The organism is Alteromonas sp. K632G, from assembly GCF_017653625.1.
Lineage (GTDB): Bacteria > Pseudomonadota > Gammaproteobacteria > Enterobacterales > Alteromonadaceae > Alteromonas > Alteromonas naphthalenivorans.
In genome coordinates this window covers 48,575-66,571 of the sequence record NZ_JAGGDM010000005.1, presented here as the reverse complement: position 1 = coordinate 66,571, position 17,997 = coordinate 48,575, and the positions used below count along the sequence as shown (strand labels likewise).

10 protein-coding genes and 1 pseudogene are annotated in these 17,997 nt (G+C 43.7%); 4 read left to right on the top strand and 7 right to left on the bottom strand.

The genetic code is table 11. The features are described from left to right. Window positions 1–195 precede the first annotated feature (195 nt). Window positions 196–1,080: a 3-hydroxyisobutyrate dehydrogenase gene (gene mmsB / locus J5X92_RS06575; RefSeq protein WP_244360364.1), complete on the bottom strand. Its 885-nt coding sequence runs from the start codon at window positions 1,078–1,080 to the stop codon at window positions 196–198. 30 nt (window positions 1,081–1,110) lie between these two features. After that, window positions 1,111–2,610, bottom strand: a complete 1,500-nt coding sequence (locus tag J5X92_RS06570; protein WP_208805164.1) for a CoA-acylating methylmalonate-semialdehyde dehydrogenase — start codon at window positions 2,608–2,610, stop codon at window positions 1,111–1,113. A 127-nt stretch (window positions 2,611–2,737) separates the two neighbouring features. On the opposite strand from J5X92_RS06570, the gene J5X92_RS06565 reads away from it, so the two are divergent. Beyond that, window positions 2,738–3,619: a LysR family transcriptional regulator gene (locus J5X92_RS06565; protein ID WP_126872699.1), complete on the top strand. Its 882-nt coding sequence runs from the start codon at window positions 2,738–2,740 to the stop codon at window positions 3,617–3,619. Window positions 3,620–3,715: 96 nt separating this feature from the next. Here the strand turns inward: J5X92_RS06565 and J5X92_RS06560 are convergent, their stop codons facing one another. The 3 genes and pseudogenes from J5X92_RS06560 to J5X92_RS20990 all read right to left on the bottom strand — a co-directional run. After that, window positions 3,716–5,809 (bottom strand): TonB-dependent siderophore receptor, encoded by a 2,094-nt coding sequence (locus J5X92_RS06560; RefSeq protein WP_208805163.1) that lies wholly within the window; start codon window positions 5,807–5,809, stop codon window positions 3,716–3,718. Between the two features lie 215 nt (window positions 5,810–6,024). Further along, complete coding sequence (locus tag J5X92_RS20995) at window positions 6,025–8,610, bottom strand: hybrid sensor histidine kinase/response regulator (RefSeq protein WP_208805161.1); 2,586 nt, start codon at window positions 8,608–8,610, stop codon at window positions 6,025–6,027. Between the two features lie 161 nt (window positions 8,611–8,771). After that, window positions 8,772–8,972 (bottom strand): annotated as a pseudogene (locus J5X92_RS20990) (sulfotransferase); the annotation flags it as partial. 153 nt (window positions 8,973–9,125) lie between these two features. On the opposite strand from J5X92_RS20990, the gene J5X92_RS06550 reads away from it, so the two are divergent. From J5X92_RS06550 to J5X92_RS06540, 3 genes are all read left to right on the top strand, one after another. Continuing rightward, complete coding sequence (locus J5X92_RS06550; protein ID WP_126872702.1) at window positions 9,126–10,787, top strand: L-lactate permease; 1,662 nt, start codon at window positions 9,126–9,128, stop codon at window positions 10,785–10,787. Between the two features lie 216 nt (window positions 10,788–11,003). Further along, the gene (locus tag J5X92_RS06545; protein WP_126872703.1) at window positions 11,004–14,300 is read left to right on the top strand and encodes a DUF3427 domain-containing protein; all 3,297 of its coding nucleotides are present in this window, start codon (window positions 11,004–11,006) and stop codon (window positions 14,298–14,300) included. Between the two features lie 90 nt (window positions 14,301–14,390). Next, the gene (locus J5X92_RS06540; protein ID WP_013786120.1) at window positions 14,391–15,149 is read left to right on the top strand and encodes a restriction endonuclease; all 759 of its coding nucleotides are present in this window, start codon (window positions 14,391–14,393) and stop codon (window positions 15,147–15,149) included. A gap of 51 nt (window positions 15,150–15,200) precedes the next feature. Here the strand turns inward: J5X92_RS06540 and J5X92_RS06535 are convergent, their stop codons facing one another. Next, entirely contained in the window at window positions 15,201–15,833 is a 633-nt protein-coding gene (locus J5X92_RS06535; protein ID WP_208805159.1) for a hypothetical protein, read from the bottom strand. A gap of 145 nt (window positions 15,834–15,978) precedes the next feature. Beyond that, on the bottom strand, window positions 15,979–17,754 hold the full coding sequence (locus J5X92_RS06530; RefSeq protein WP_126872705.1) for a BCCT family transporter: 1,776 nt from the start codon (window positions 17,752–17,754) through the stop codon (window positions 15,979–15,981). Window positions 17,755–17,997: the final 243 nt, after the last annotated feature.

Here is a 17,997-nt window from a genome sequence, read left to right as displayed (position 1 = left end):
GCTGAAGTTTATTAAACAGATGTTGCTTAGAAGCGTAAGCGAGGATATTTGTATGGAAAGTAAAAGAATATCGAACCTGATAAAGGTGCAAAAAATGAAAGTCGCCTCTACCTTTCTTGCACCTTTTTTACACCTTGAATAATCAAGTTTTAAGCAAAGCTTTTTAGCTAAAATCCTAAAGATAGAAGCGTTGAGCTAAAGGGTTTTGATAATAGAAGAAAAATCTAGCCCACCGTTTTCTTGTGCTTGTTCACAATACGCCCGATATAACTCGGCAGCTCTTTCTCCCATAGGCACTTTTGCTCCCACAGACTCAGCGCCCTGCATGGCTAAGGTCAAATCTTTCACCATAAGCGCTGCGGCAAAACCACCGGCAAAGTCATTATCCGCGGGGCTCGCTGGGCCTACCCCCTTTACTGGGCAGTAGCTGGTCATCGACCATGTTTGCCCCGACGCATTCGACGCAATATCGAAAAATACTTGTGGATCTAAATCTAGCTTTTCAGCTAGTTGAAACGCTTCACAGGTAGCAATCATGCTGGCACCTAGCAGCATATTATTGCAAATTTTAGCGGATTGCCCTGCCCCACATTCTCCCGCATGAATAATTTTCTTACCCATGGCTGAAAGTACTTTTTCTGCCTGTTCGAAGGCAGTGTTTTCGCCCCCCACCATAAAAGTAAGGGTACCGTCGCCTGCAGCCTTGGTGCCGCCAGATACTGGCGCGTCTACCATAAGCAAGCCCTGCGTTTTTGCCATGCCGCCGACTTCCTTTGCAGTGGCCACATCTATGGTTGAACAATCTAACAGCAAGGTACCTGATTTTGCATTGGGCAATACGGTTTCTTCGTATATGCCCTTAACGTGTTTGCCAGCCGGTAACATGGTTACCACTGCATCGCAGCACTCTACGGCTTGCTTAGCAGACTCGGCTAATTCACAACCATTCTCTTTTGCCATGGCCATAGCATCACTACTTAAATCAAACGCCAATACGCTAAACCCGTTTTTCACTAGGTTTTTAGCCATGCCCGAGCCCATATTACCTAGGCCAATAAACGCAATTTTTTTAATCATCATTCACTCCAGATTTATGTCGTTGAACTCGGCCTATTCCATGGTAGGAATAACAAACGCATTGTCGTTAGTATCAGAACCATCAGGCCATCGCTGGGTAACGGTTTTCACTTTGGTCCAAAATTTAACCCCTTCCATACCGTGCTGATTGGTATCACCGAAGGCCGAACGCTTCCAACCACCGAAGGTGTGATAGGCAACAGGGACGGGAATTGGCACATTAATACCTACCATGCCCACGTTCACCCGTTGTGCAAACTCTCTGGCGGCATGGCCGTTTCGGGTGTAAATGGCCACGCCATTACCGTATTGATGATCGCTCGCCAACGATACCGCATGGTTAAAGTCTGTGGCGCGCACAATTTGTAGTACTGGCCCGAAGATTTCTTCCTGATAAGAGCGCATATCTGCCGTTACATTGTCGAACAATGTGGGCCCAATGAAATAGCCATTGGTGTGCTCTGGTATTTGCGACGTGCGGCCGTCGTAAATAAGATTCGCACCTTCCGATATGGCAAGTTCAATATATTCTTCAATACGTGACTTATGGGTAGCCGTTACCACAGGGCCGTAGTGCGCCGACTTATCTTCTGAATGGCTTACTTTAATAGCTTTAATGGCTGGAATAAGTTTGTCGATAAGCTTTTCTGCGGTGCCTTCACCTACTGGCACCACCACAGGCAATGCCATGCATCGCTCGCCCGCAGACCCATACGCTGCGCCCACCAAGTCAGCCACCACCTGATCTAAATCAGCATCTGGCATCACAATGCCGTGGTTTTTGGCGCCGCCCATGGCTTGAATACGTTTGCCAGCTCGAGCACCACGTTCATAAACATAATTGGCAATGTCAGATGAGCCCACAAAGCTGGCCGCTTTTACCTCTTGATGGTCGAGCAGCGCATCAACCGCTACTTTGTCACCATGTACCACGTTCAATACGCCTTTAGGCAACCCTGCTTGTAGCATGAGCTTGGCTAATTCAACAGGTACCGACGGATCCCGCTCTGAAGGTTTTAAAATAAAGGCATTCCCGCAGGCAATGGCTACGCCAAACATCCACATGGGTATCATTGCTGGGAAGTTAAACGGCGTAATACCCGCCACTACACCTAAGGGCTGGCGCATGGAATACACATCAATACCCGGCCCTGCGCTATCGGTGTATTCCCCTTTTTGTGCATGAGGAATACCGCACGCAAACTCAATAACCTCTAGTCCTCGTTGAATATCGCCTTGGGCATCAGATAGCACTTTACCGTGTTCGCTTGATAGCAACTGGGCAAGCCTGTCTTTGTCTTGCTCAACAAGGCGTTTAAATTCAAACATGACACGTGCGCGGCGTTGAGGGTTTGTAGCGGCCCATTCGCGCTGGGCTTTTTGGGCTACTTCAACAGCGTGGTTTACCGTTTCCACGGTAGCCAGCGTAACGTGGGCTTGAACCTTACCCGTGTTAGGGGCGAATACATCGGCGAGACGCTCGCCTTCAGCAATATAATCTTTGCCTTCAATAAAGTGCGTTATGGTTCTCATGGCCTACCTCGACAACTAAAAAATAAAACAGATTATTTACAATTTTGAAACCTTGCGTTAAAAACTGCAAGTCAATATAGTTACAGCACAGTGCTGCATTTTTGCAGCAAGTCAAAAAGGTAATCACGTGAATTGGGATGACTTAAGACTGTTTCTTGGCCTTGCCAGAAATGGAAAAATTAGCATTGCTGCCAGAAACTTACATCTTGATGCAACTACGCTTATTCGCCGTGTAAAAAGGCTGGAGACAGCCCTTAATTGCAACTTGTTTGAGCTAAGTAACAAAGGCTATTTACTTACCGATCACGGTAAGCGCTTAGTGCACTATATTGAACATGCAGAAAGACACATTTTAGAAGCGAAAAATGATTTAACCGACGAGCGTCAGGAGCTTTCCGGCACAGTAAGGGTCAGTGCATCGGAAGGGTTTGGTTCTTGGGTATTGGCCCCAGCGTTGGCTGAATTTAAGCAGCGCTACCCCGCTATTTGTGTGGAGTTAGTGGCAAACAGTGGCTTTTTGAATATCAATAAACGGGAAGCCGATATTGCCATTTTGCTAGAAAAACCCACGAAAGGCCTGTTGTACACTAAAAGACTTACCGACTACCGCTTAAATTTGTACATGCACGAAGATCTAGTAGCAGAGCATGGCGCCCCTAGCTCTATCGAACAACTAAGCCCCTTCAACTTGGTCAGTTATGTGCCCGATTTAATTTATGCACCCCAACTTAACTTCATTGAAGAATCGCTACTTTCGCCGCTTCACGCCCTTAAAAGCACCAGTATTAATGCGCAATTTCAAATGCTACGAAACAAAGCAGGTGTAGGTATTCTGCCTCATTTTATTGCCAAAAATGCCCATGAACTACAACCGGTACTGCAAGATAAAATAAACATTACCCGTACCTTTTGGCTGGCAACTCACCGCGATGTAAGGCACTTAGCCAGGGTGAATGTATTTTTAGATTGGTTGAACGATACCGTGCAACAACACGCTGACATCTTTTGAACTAGCCACAGGTTTGCCATGTTACTGTTTTCGCTAAGTTACACCTACATAAAAAAAGCGCCCGAAGGCGCTTTTTAGTGTTCTTTCTATTACATTTTAGAATGCGTAAGTTAGGCTCACAGAACCATTCACTGGTGCACCATAAAAGCCTATAGTATGTAGGCTAGTAATGTATTTTTCGTCAAAAATATTGTTGATGTTTGCACGCAAGGTAAGGTCGTTGGTTACCGCGTAGGTTGCATAGGCATTTGCTAAGAAGTAGCTGCCCTGCTCTACGTTGTAATCGGTGTTGCTGATTTCAGATTGCCATCTGCCGCCTAAGCCAACGGTAAGTGCTGGTACAGCTGGTAGTTCATAACCCAATTGGAAAGTCACTACATCACGTGGAGCCCATAGGTTCGCATCATTGCCCGCTTCATCTTCCACATCAATTGCGGTATACGATACTTGAACACGCAATGCATCAGTAATTTGACCGACCACTTCCACCTCAAACCCTTCAGACTCTACCGTAACACCTTCGTAGTAGTACTGCTGGTTTTCTGGGTTAATACCCGCAAAAGCAGCAAGATTTTCTTGGTCTGCTGTGAAGTATGCGAAGGTCGTTAATAGTTCGTCGTCTAACCACTGCGCTTTCACACCTGCTTCGAAGTTTTTGCCCTTAGTGGGTGCTAAAAATTGCCCCGACAAGTCGTATTGCTCTTGAGGCTGATACACATCTGAATAGCTTACATAAGTATTGATGTTTTCAGTTACCGCATAGGTCGCCCCAACATACGGGCTAGCTTCACTTTCTTCATTGTCGATAGTGGTGCCCGCATTGTTACCACTGCGCTCAAAATCAATTGCGTTGAAGCCCGCAATAACAAACAATTCATTGGTGACGCTTATTTTGGTAGAGCCAAAATAGCGGGTAAGATCTTGTTCAATATCAGAATACAGCACCGCGTCAAACCAGTCTGGTTCGGCAATGGCATCAAATGCATATGGGAACGCTGGCGTTGCGCCATAGGCAGGCGTATTAGCATAGTCGAAACCGTATTGATACATGGTGTCGGAACTAGAGGCATGACTTACACCAACGTTCACTTCATGTTGACGGCCGAAGAGCTCGAAAGTACCAAAGGTACGCGCTTCTACTAAGTTTGAATCTATGTCTGAATCATAACGACCGGGCCAGCCTACTAAACCTAAGCCCGTGTCTTTATCGATAGTACCGTAAGCATAAAACAACTTATCTTGTTCTTCGTAGCCGCGATAGTTGTAGCTTACTTTCACTTGCCAGTCGTTATCGAAAATATAGTCGAATTCAACGAAGGCATTGGTGTTTTCTGTGTCCCACATTGCCCATTCTTGCGCTGTGGTATCACTCACATCCCACTCAGCTTGTGTACCGTCTGTGTAATTAAATACTAACCCGCCCCAATTGTTTCCATCGGTGTTGGCATCTTGGTAAGAGTAGCCCAACGTAATGGTGGCGTTATCGGTAAGTTGCCCATCTACTACGCCATATAAAAAGGTGCGATCGTTCTCTAAGCCATCTAAGTAAGATTCTTTATCTTCTATAGCACCTACAAAACGTGCAGCCCAACGGCCATCTTCGGTTAGCAAAGTAGAGTAATCCGCCTGCAAGCGTTTAAAATCAAACGACCCTGCACTCACTGTCACTTCACCGCCTTCTTCATTGGTGGGGCGTTTACGTACATAGTTTAATGTACCCGATGAATTACCTACACCGGTTAGCAGGCCATTGGCACCACGAATAACTTCAATTTTTTCATAACCGTAGGCTTCAAGCGCACCGGTGACAATTCCCCAGTCGTTAGGTAATCCTACGCCATCAATTTGCGTGTTTTTAATTTCAAAACCACGGGCTGTGTAGTTTGTACGGTTGGTTTCCCACTCTTCTACGTTAATACCCGGTGCAAGTTTAAGTGCATCGTTAACATTGTAGGCACCAAACGACTGCATTAGCGCTTCAGAGATAAGGCTAATTGACTGAGGTGTTTCGCTTAGCTCCATTGTTAAGCCAGTCGCACCGCGACTTACGCGGTTTTGACGTACACCAACAATGTGAATTTTCTCAACCTGCGACTCTTCTACAATTGCAGTATCTGTTTGAGTTTCTTGAGCGTTAATTGAGAAAGCGAGCGCTACAGGGGTAAGCGCAAAGAGTGTGGTCAGTTTCATTGTGTTCTCTACAGTGATTTTGGTTTAGTTTTTAGTCGCAGAGGATTATACGGAAGTAGAGAAGGATCACAAATGATAATTATTAGCATTTACAATAATGCTAATATTTACCTGTTAATAAAAATTGATCAGATTTTTGCTTTCTTCAGAATATAAATAGGGCAAGTTGGTTGGCCAAAGAATTTAGCGCCTTCAGCCATCACTGAAAAAAAATACTAACTATCGGGAAGTCTCGATTTTACTTGGGTAATAAGATCCTGTTTCACCACAGGTTTAACAATATGACCTTGCATACCTGCATCGATACAACGCTTTCTGTCGGCTTCCATGGCGTTAGCTGTCATGGCTAAAATAGGGATATTATCCCAGGTAGCATTTGCGCGAATGTGCTCAGCTGCTTCTACACCACCCATAATAGGCATTTGCATATCCATTAATATTAAGTGAGGTTTGAACCCACTCAGAAGAAGATCTAAACACTCTTGTCCATTTTCGGCAAATTTTACGACAGCCCCTGCACTTTTAAGCATAGCGCCCGCAACTTGTTGATTAATTGGGTTGTCTTCCACTACCAAGATTAAGGTTTTAGCTAGGAGTTTTTCGTTATCTTCAACCTCGGGCTTTTCAGCTAATTCATCGATAGATTGGCTGCACGAAATAACCGTATCGTACAATGTAGATGGTGTGAATGGCTTATATAAAAGGTCGTCGTATAGCACCAAGCTATTTTTATCAAGACTCTCTCTGTTGTGCGAGACCACAACCAAATGGGTAATTTCTTTTTGTTCTTGTTGCCAACTTTCCAGTGCTTCTTTACTGATAACAGTTAAGATTGCTTCATCAATGATAATGACCCTAGGTAGGCTATTCGACGCTTTATGAGTAGTTAAGTCTTCAACACTTTTTGCCACATAGGACGGCCACCCAAGTACAGAACATTGGCGCTGAATGCCGGTTTCTACATTTACATTTTGCGTAAGCACTATGGCCTGATAAGACATAACATCTTGCTCACTTAAGCTGTCTTCTTGCGCTACCGATGCTTTTTTAAGCAACACATTAAAATGGAATTTACTGCCTTTACCCTGCTGGCTTACTACACCAATCTTACCGTGCATCATTTCCACTAACTGCTTGGCAATGCTTAGCCCCAGACCAGTGCCTCCGAATTTAGCATTGGTGTCGCGGCTAGCCTGAGTAAACGCCCCAAATATTTGGTTTGCTTGGTTTTCAGACATGCCAATACCCGTATCTTGAACCTCAAACCCTAGCTGAACGGTATCTTCGTTTTCGTTAAGTAGTTCTACGCTTAAATTCACTTCCCCACGAGAGGTAAATTTGATGGCATTACTAATTAAGTTACTGATAACTTGATTAAGCCTAACGGCATCACCCACAACATGTTGAGGGCATTTAGGATCAACATCAATCCACAGCTCAATATGTTTACCGTAAGCCGCACGCCCCATCATCTTGCCCACTTGATTAAGCAAACTATCTAAACGGAATGGGGCTTCAACCATATCGAGCTTACCGGCTTCAATTTTAGAAAAATCGAGCACGTCATCAATAATTCGGCTTAATAAAGAAAAGCTTGTGATAGCTTGTTCTATATTATCGTTGATTTTTTTATAGTTACGCTCACCCAGTGTGATTTGCAGGAGCCCATACACACCGTTCATAGGCGTTCTGATTTCATGTGACATTCTGGCGAGAAAATCGGCTTTAGATTTTTCGGCACTGTTGGCTTTATTCTTTGCTTTTATGGCAAGCTCTTTTTCCAAGTTCAATTGATTAAGCAGTCGTATTAATAGATATGCTAATCCTATTAAAAACAAAGCCGCCACCGCAAAGCCCAAAGCAATAAAATGCTTGGTTCGCTCCAAATACGCTATAACCTCTGTTGGCTTTTCCATGACTAACCAGTAGTAAGCATCTTCAATGTCAGTGTCGTCAGTATTCCTTTTACCAATAGGAATAATGCCGTGTTTAAATCGACTGGTAAATTTCCTATCTGGCACGTCATCTTCGCCACCATAAAAGCGTTTTTCAAAGCCAGGAAATTGCATACTTACTTGGTTCTTGGGCCTATCGAGCAGCCAACCCCACGCTGCGTTATTCGGTGAAGCTAAAAAGAATCCATCTGGATTAATTAACCAATGCGCACTCTCGGTTTGCAGCTCTTTTAAGCGAGAGAATACTTCACGTAAATCAAAGTTCAGTACGATTAAACCCAAAACTTCGCCATCAACGCGATATTTAGCAACACTTCTAATAGTAGGCCGATAAGGCAGTTCTATTACTCCCCGCTCTTTATTTAAATCTAAGGGCGATATGTAATAGTCTTTTGATGATTCAACAGCTTCAATAAAATAATACCGATCTGCTTTGCTTTGAAGGTCTTGGGTGTCTCGCCAGATAAGGCTTCCGGACGATTTTTCGGCCCGTAGTTGTTCATTACCATCAAGGGCAATATAACGGATTTGCTGCAAACTTGGGTAGGCATCGAAAAGCGCTGACCAGTGTTCAGTAAGATACCGCTTAGCATTCTGTTCAACTAGCGCATCGGTAATTAAAGTACTTTTGCTTTCTTGAATAGCAATGGAACGCGCATCCAATATAACGTGGTTGATTTGACTCTGAAAATTTTGATGCAGTACATCGAATTGTTGGCTGATAGCGTCATGACTAAACCGCTTAGTTTCTATCCACAAGATATTGGCTAATACTGCCACGATGGCAATAAATAATACGCAGAATATAGAAATGAAGAGTGCTGATTTGGAGACTTTATTGACCACAATGCATCCTTTCGGGTTACTGCAACGGCTATCGCATTATACGAAAGTATAACACCTAAGTCGTACCGTACCGCAAATAAGCTAGCTTTGGCTATTAATGGCTACGTCAATGCTGACACCAAAGTACTTAATGGCCCTAAATCTGATTCAAAATGCTTCCATTACTGCATCTTTAAAATTTTACCTGGTAGCACTGTGTTCCAGTGATCCATCAGCTCAACGTAATTATTGTAGTACTTTCCAATACCTTCAAGGTTGTAACAAAATTCCAGCCGTTCCGCAAACAACTGCTTGAAGATGCTGAACCCGCATGACATGGGGTCGCGGCGTGCATCAATGATTGTAGCACTTGGGCCTATCAATGCCCCCGCCCGTTTAACCTGTGCGCCACTCCGGCAACGTAGAGCCTGCTTGAGGTAAAGTTGCGCTGTAACTCATATGCGCTAATAATTTGACTAGTTAACAAGCAACTAGCAGAGTATAGAGATGCTTACATTAAGCGAAGCCTTATCACTATGATGAATTTAGCGTTCTCTTACCTACCTCTTATTTTGCTAATTACCTTAATGGTAAAAAAGAACCCTATGCCATCTAGCAAAGCCCTACCTTTAAGCGCTTTGGTAGCTTATATTGTGGTGCTGTTGATATTCAAACAAGACGCGAGGTTAGTGAATGCCAATGTAATAAGTGGCGCATTACTGGCACTTACCCCGCTTTCTATTATCGCCGGCGCGATATTCCTTTTTAAATGCATGGAAATTACCGGCGCTTTAGCTATTTTACGTAAATCGCTAGACGGCGTAAGCGAAAACCCCGTAGCCCAGCTAATGATTGTAGGCTGGGCGTTTATGTTTCTAATTGAAGGCGCCAGTGGTTTTGGAACACCGGCCGCTATTGCCGCCCCCATACTTTACAGCCTTGGTTTTCCCGCCTTACGAGTGGCACTGTTCTGTTTAGTGCTAAATACCATTCCCGTTACTTTTGGAGCCATGGGCACACCTGTATGGTTTGGGTTATCGCTGTTGCAGCTTCCCCAAGAAAGCGTGCGGGAAATAGCACAGCAAGCAGCCCTTATTAACACCATAGCCGCACCTGTTATTGTGATATTGGCATTGCGATTAGTAGTAAGCGATGCCGCCGACATTAAAAAGAACCTGCTTTTTATTCTACTTTCCACCTGCGCATGCACCCTGCCCTATTTGGGGCTAAGCTATTTTGGTGTGGAATTCCCTTCGTTGCTGGGCGGGCTAATTGGCTTAATCATTACCCTGTTGCTAGCGAAATATAAAATAGGAATAGAGGCAGTAAATCGACCAACAGATAATCGACCAGCAGCCACCGAACAAACCACCGAACAAGCCCCAGCGAAAACAGTACCACTAAAAACACTAATAAAAGCCGCGTTCCCGCTATGGGGCACCGTGTTGCTTTTAGTCTTAACTCGCCTGCCGGAACTAGGGTTAAAAGCGCTTTTACAAGCCACCGAACCCGCCTTACACATTAGCCTAGGTTTATTAGGCACTTTCCACATAAGCACAAGCTTAGTGGCCAGCTTAACCGACATCTTAAATACCGCGGTAACCTGGAAACATAGCGTTTTGTATATTCCATCTATCATTCCTTTTGCGGTAACCGGCAGCGTAACCTTGTGGCTATTTCGCCAACAAGCAGAACCAAATACGTTAAAAATAGCAGGCCAACAAACTCTTGCCCGCATGCGCACGCCTTTTTTCGCCATGCTAGGTGCACTTATCTTTGTGAACATGATGATGCTAGGCGACAGTTCTGGTCAAAACAGCGCGGCAGTAGCACAAATCGGTCATCACTTGGCACAAATTACCGGCGAAAACTGGACCTTCTTCGCGCCGCTATTAGGTGCATTAGGTTCATTCTTTTCAGGGTCGGCCACTATCTCTAATTTAACCTTCGCTGGTATTCAAACCACCATTGCAGAGCAACTGTCATTACCCTTAACCACCATACTGGCACTACAAAGTGTAGGCGCCGCCATGGGCAACATGGTGTGCATCAATAACATAGTGGCAGTAACCGCTATTCTTGGTTTGCAAAACCGCGACGGCGACATTTTAAAAAGTACTTCGCTAATACTGGCAGTGTTCGCAGTGGTGGCTGGGGGTATGGGTGTGTTGTTGATTCGGGTTGGGCTTGGTGGGTGAGATTGGTAGTTAATTTCCAAGCTTGAGCTGTGTACTAATCCTCAATTACTGAAACTGTACTACTGGTCGGGTACGAACTAATACGATATTGTATATGCAGAATAAATAAGGATTTTTAGTCTTGAAAGCATTTACTCCGCATTATGGTGGCAACGCAGATCGTTACGATTTGTTGGCTAACTTGGAAGTTAACCAAACTGTGCCCGAAGTTAAAAAATGACAGTACAAAACTATTTAATTACTGGCAGGCAAGAAAAGCACCTTCTGCATGAAATTCGAGACGCACTTAAAACTGCGACGAATATTGAAATTGCCGTTTCCTTCATTCGCAACTCTGGCTTAAACCTTATCGTCGACGATATTGAAGCTGCGATGAGCTCTTCAACAAGAAATGTAGAGCTCACGGTTTTAACGTCTGACTATATGAATATTACAGAGCCCCAAGCTCTGAAACGCCTTATGTTGCTGAAAGAGCGTGGCGCTAATATACAAGTATTCGAAAGCCGACAAGCTACTAGCTTTCATTTGAAATCGTACATTTTTGTGACCGACAGCGAACAAGGCGTTGTATCCGCTTCAGCATTCATCGGTTCTAGTAACATCAGTAAAACGGCTTTAACCGACGGTATAGAATGGAATTACCGTATTGATTACCCGAACAACAAAGGCAGTGAAGCAGAAGCTCGAATTGATAATATTCGAGAGGAATATAACCACCTACTCACGCTTCCACAGGTAAAGTCACTCAGCTATAACTGGATTCAAGACTACGAAGTTCGTTACAACACGGCTAGAAAAGTAACGCCGTTGTATTCTTCTTCTGCGCTTCCCTCTGAAACCGAACACGAAATACCCACTCCAAAAGACCACCAAGTAGAGGCGCTTGAAGCTTTAGAAAATGCTCGTGACTCTGGTTTTAAAAAAGGCCTCGTAGTGTTAGCTACGGGTATGGGGAAAACCTACTTAGCAGCGTTCGATGCAGCGCAGTTTAATGCTAAGAAGGTCTTGTTTATAGCGCATAGAGAAGAAATTCTTTTGCAGGCTGAAGCTAGCTTTTTAAAAATTCTCCCCAGTAAAAAAGTAGGCAGATACAGCGGTAAACAAAAAGACAAAGAGTTCGATATGCTGTTTGCTTCGGTGCAGACAATTGGACGAGAAAGCCATTTAAATAAATTCGATAAAAACGACTTCGATTATATCGTAGTAGATGAATTTCACCATGCTGCTGCCAACGGCTATCAAAGACTATTAGCGCATTTTAATCCCTCTTTCATGTTGGGCCTAACCGCCACACCAAATAGAACAGATGGTAGCGACATTCTTAAGTTGTGTGATAACAAGCTAATTTACCAAAAAGACTTGTTCGATGGTGTAAACGGTGAAGTATTAAGCCCGTTTAGCTATTTTGGTATTTACGATAAAGAAGTCGATTATGAGCACTTGCCTTGGAGAAACGGACGCTTCGATCCAGAAAAGCTTTCAAATAAATTAGCCACAAAAGGCAGGGCTAAACATGCATTAAGTGAATGGAAGGAAAAAGCTCAAAGGGTATCGCTGGCATTCTGTGTGTCTCGACAACACGCTGATTACATGGCCAAGTACTTTAATGAAAACGGCGTAAGTGCGGCAAGCGTTCACTCCGATTCAGAACTCACACGTACAGAAGCATTAGAGGGATTAAGTGATGGCAAAATAAAAGTACTCTTTTCTGTAGATCTGTTTAATGAAGGCGTAGATCTACCGCAAATAGATACTGTATTGCTACTTAGACCTACAGAATCAAAAATACTATTTTTACAACAGATGGGAAGAGGCCTGCGACGCAGCGAAGGTAAAGAAAGATTAGTTATTCTGGATTTTGTTGGTAACCATCATAGCTTTTTAAACCGCCCAGAAATGCTGTTCGCTGGCATTAAAGATAAGCCTTTAAATAGACATGAAATAGTAAGTATTGCCAAGAACCCTAACCCCTTACTACCCGACGGGTGTTACGTTAACTTTGACCTAGCATTTATTGATTTTCTTGAAAGCCTCTCAGAAGATCAACTTGATACGCAATATGAAAAACTAAAGTCATCGTTAGGCCGACGGCCTTCCTACACCGAGTTTTATACCGCCGGTGCAAATATGGATAAACTTCGCAAAAACCGTGGCTCATGGTGGGAGTTTGTTGATAACAAAGGCGACCTTACACCTGCCGAACTTGAAGTTCTTGAAGAACACCTTCAATGGTTTAAAGACCTTGCCGTTACCCGCGTATCTAAGTCATACAAACTAGTATTGCTAGACACACTAGTTGCTCATCAATCTCTTCATACACAAATTGCATTTGAAGATTTGGCGGCATGGGCAAGCCAATGGTATTTCGATAACCCTGTTTGGCTTACAGATTTACCAGAGAGTAAACGAGATATTCAAAGCCTTAGTAAATCAGAATGGTTACGCCATTGGCGTGACTTCCCAATAAAGTATTGGTGTACGGAAGAACCAGAATCAAAAATAGTGTGGTTCAATAACTCTCAAAATAAGTTTAGTTTTAATCAAAGCATTTCTGCCAGTCAGCTTGAAACATTCCGCTTGATGACAAAAGAAGTAAATGAGCAACGGTTGGCAGCCTACAAGCACAAGCGGCTGTCTGTCGACATTCCTTCAACCAATAATATAGTGCGGTTTCCTGAGAAGGAGCAGTTACCATTCTTCCCTGATATTAAAATAGCCTGCGGTCATTTTAAAACTGGTGACGCGGAAGCCTCTGAAATGGTTAATATGCCGAGCGGTTTTGGTCGCCTGGATACCACCAAGCATTTCATCGCTCGCGCATCAGGCAACTCAATGAATGGTGGTAAAACACCAATTTATGACGGCGATTATTTGTTACTAGAACAAATTACCTCTAACAACGCAGGCGGCATAAGCAACACCACCGTTGCTATTGAGCGCCAAGATACCGCAGGTGATAACCAGTACCTATTGAGAAAAGTACTGAAAAATAATGACGGCAGTTACACCTTACGCGCAGCGAATCCAGACTATGAAGATATAACAGCAAGCGAAGATATGGTGACGTTTGCTAGGCTAAAGGGGAAAGTTGACCCACTCGAGCTATTTGTAGGTGAAGAGTTTATGCGGGAGGAAATACCGCCTCTTTTCAATGAAGAATTTAACCCCGGTAATTGGCAGTCGGGCCACGTTGTCTTAAAAGAGAAGAACGCCCAAATTCTTCTAGTTACACTAAATAAGCAAGGAAAGGCAGAAGATCACCAATATCACGACTACTTTATGGACGAGAAACACTTTCACTGGCAGTCGCAGAATAGTACCTCGCCTAGTAACAAACGTGGACGTGAAATCATTGAGCATCAAAAAATAGATAGTAGCGTTTACTTATTTATTCGTGAGAATAAATTAAGAGGAAAAAGAGCTTCGCCCTTCACCTTTTACGGGGAAATTAAATACGTCAAACACGAAAGCGAAAAGCCAATGAATGTGACCTGGGAGCTATTAAATCAATGAATAGGTTTGATACGTATATTTTAATTTAAATACTTTATATTGAGTTAGCTAAATTTATTCTGCATTAATTTAGAACAAGGATGTCTATATATGCCTAGAAAAAGCAACTCTATCACAGATTTATTGCTACAAGCTCCTTGGTGGGTATCTGTTGTAACAGCAGCAGCTGTTTACATTGTCATGGGCGTTATCATTCCTGCCATAGAAACCAATAATCAATTCCTAAATATGATTTTAAATGCGGTCGCCGTCCCCGCGCCTATTTTCAGTTTTTTCTTTTTACTCTTAGCTCCTTTCGCTTTTTTTAATACCCGCAGGAAAGTTAAGATGCTAGACCAGCAAACCAACTTAAATTCAATTCGACAACTTCACTGGAAAAATTTTGAAGAGCTTGTTGCGGAAGCTTATAGAAGGTTGGGATATCAAGTTACAGAAGGTGGATTTGGTCCAGACGGAGGTATCGACATAGAGCTTAGAAAGGATGGAAAGCTTCTATTCATTCAGTGCAAGCAATGGAAAGCACGAAAGGTCGGTGTAAATATCATTCGTGAAATGTATGGAGTACTAACTGCCAGTAATGCTAATGAAATAATTATTATTTGTTCAGGCAAGTTTACTCAGGATGCATATAGCTTCGCTTTAGATAAGCCGGTGACGCTTATGGACGGCTATGAGCTTTCTGCTTTGATTCAAGATGTCCAATCAAATCCAATTTTAAGCAATGAAAAACAAGCTCTCTGCCCACGATGTAGAAGCGCTTTGGTACAAAGAGTAGCAAAGCGAGGTCCCAATTCAGGAAACGGATTTTTAGGGTGTTCAAGCTTTCCTAAATGTCGTTATACAGAATAAAACTTGATTCTATGGCCTTTGGAGCATGAGCAAGCAAGCTATAGTATTCCACTAACTATAGCTTCCCCCAACCAACCCATGAAAAACCCCAATAGCCCTATCAAAGCTTTCATCATTCTCAAAGTAAAGCTGGCTTAGTCGGCTTTTCTTTATTTGGTAGGTGTCGCTGGCAAAGGCTAGCGCTTCTCTAAAGCTCTCGAATTCTTCATCGAACACCTTAAACACCTCGCGCTGAGGTTTTGCTACCCGCGTTGTGCTGCCGTTTATTTCATAGTCGAACCCAGCAAATTGAATCCGTGAAAGGGCTTCTTTACCTAAATACATACCGCCTTTAAGGCTTATTTGAAATGCGATATCCATTTCTTCTATTTCATCCATGCTCCAGTGGTTAAATACCCTAATGGCTTTTTTATACTTTGCTGCCAATAGCTTTTTTAACACTGCTATTCTGGGTTCTAGCGTGCCGTTGTTTTCATTTTTAAGCAGGTCGAAACATTCATTGCATGAGGGTACACAAACAAAATCAGCGCTTGAGTTTACGTCTCGCCAGTCGTGAATAAATTTTATGGGCGGGATAAAGTCGGGGCGCGCCGCTTCGCAGCCGCAGTAAATACAGCGGTTAAAGTCAGCCGAATGTACTGCGTTTAATGGTTCGTAGAATTTTTGATAATTCGATACTGACATAGTGCTACTTGCTTGGAAATTTCGGGGCTTTTAATGCCAATAACGGTAACACAGCTAGCTTATAGGAAAAGTTAATTGCGCTGTTTTAAAAGCAAAAAACGCCGCCAATCGGCAGCGCTTTGTTTACCGTATTCGCACTTATAAACTACAGGCGCGACGGCTTGCTGTGTGGGTCGCCTTCAATATGTTTTTTGGGTTTACGAGGTCTGGGTTTTGCCGCAATTGGCACATCCTCTTCGCTTTTATCGCCCACTTCGCTTTCTTCAATATCCCACGTACCTTCTTCGCTCCATGGGTCGTCGTCGGGGAATTCGCCTATATTGATTTCTTTTATGGAATAATCGAGCTGGTAGCGCATGTCGTAGTTTGCCGCCCGCACTATGGAAATGCATAACATTAAGGCCACAGCTAATAGCGGTACGCCCCCTATTATCGATGCCGTTTGTAGCGTTTCTAGCCCGCCTACAAACATAAGTACAATGGGCATGAACGATAACGCAAACGCCCAGAACAAACGGTTCCAGCGTAACGGTTCTTCATCTACTTCTTTTTGTACTACGGCCGCTAGAATGTAAGAAATAGAGTCGAAGGTAGTTGCTGTAAAGATTAGCGCCAATAAGGTAAATACGAAGATAACCAGGTAGTCCAATGGCAGTGTATGTAGCATGGCAAATATGGCCGCGGTTGGGCTTTGCTGGTTGAGTATGGTTACTACGTCTAGTTCGCCCGATAGCTGCAAATACAAGCCGTAATTTCCCATTACCATGAAGAATAAAAAGCAACCCATGGTACCAAAGAACATAGAACCCGCCACCATTGTACGAATAGTGCGGCCCCTAGAAATACGCGCGATAAAAAGCCCTACGCTAGGCGCAAATACCAGCCACCAAGCCCAGTAGAATATGGTCCAGTCTTGGGGGAAGTGGGTGTTCTGAAAGCCGTTAAATTCGGCAAATGGCTCTAACCATGTGGCCATTTTTACAATGTTGCTAAGTACGCGGCCAAGGGCATCTAGGCCGGTGTTCGCCATAAACAGGGTTGGCCCTACAATAAATATAAACAGCAGCAACCCAATGGCCAGCCAAAAGTTAATGTCTGACAGCAGCTTAATGCCCTTTTTTAACCCTACATACGCGCTGTAACCAAATATAGCGGTACAGGTTATCAGCACAATAATTTGGGTGGTCAGTGACTTGGGCACTCCGAATAATTCATGTACCCCTTCGTTAATCATGGGCGCAGCCAAACCAAGCGTGGTGGCCCCACCGCCTAACATGCCGAAGATAAAGCTGATATCGATAATTTTACCTAACCAGCCGTGGGCTAGCTTTTCGCCAATAACCGGCATTAACGCTTCAGATATTTTTAATACGCTGTGGTTACGCACATAATAGAAGTATGCAATAGGCACGGCGGGAATAAGGTAAATAGCCCACGCTAGCGGCCCCCAGTGGAATATGCCGTAGGCAGCTGCCCACTTGGCGGCTTCTGGGGTTTCGCCTTGTATATGAAACGGAGGTGCCTGGTAGTAATACACCCACTCAATCATAGACCAGTACAAAATAGACGCCCCAATGCCTGCACAAAACAGCATGGCAGCCCATGATACTGGTGAGAACTCGGGTTTTTCTTCAGGCTCGCCCAGTTTTATTTGGCCGATGTCGCTAAACATGATGTAAACCATGAATCCACCCGCGCCAACGCCAAGCAATAAGTACAAAACGCCTAGTTTACTGGTAACGAAGTCTTTTGCGGCCGCCACCCATTGTGCGCCTTGATCTGGCCAAATAATTAAAGGAATGGTTACCGATAGAAGAAGAATAAGAGAGCCAAAAAACGTTGGCTTGTCGATAACGCTAAAAGCGCTTTCCTGTTCGGTACTGGCCTTTTTTGAAGAAGCATTTTGGGCGTTACTACTCATACACGTTCCTTTTTTTGTTTTTATAGATGCCATTATGCAATGAAGCGTTAAACGGGCAATCTTACGAAACAGTGTACCAGATTAACGCTGTAGGTATGTCGGTGTAACTGACTGCAAGTTTACGCTTAATGTTCACCTGACCTCGATAGCTTTATTACTAAGCTTTTTGAATATGCACCGCTAATTGCGTTTATAATGGCGGTTAAACCGTTTTCGAATTTTTATCGACCAACCTGAGTAGAA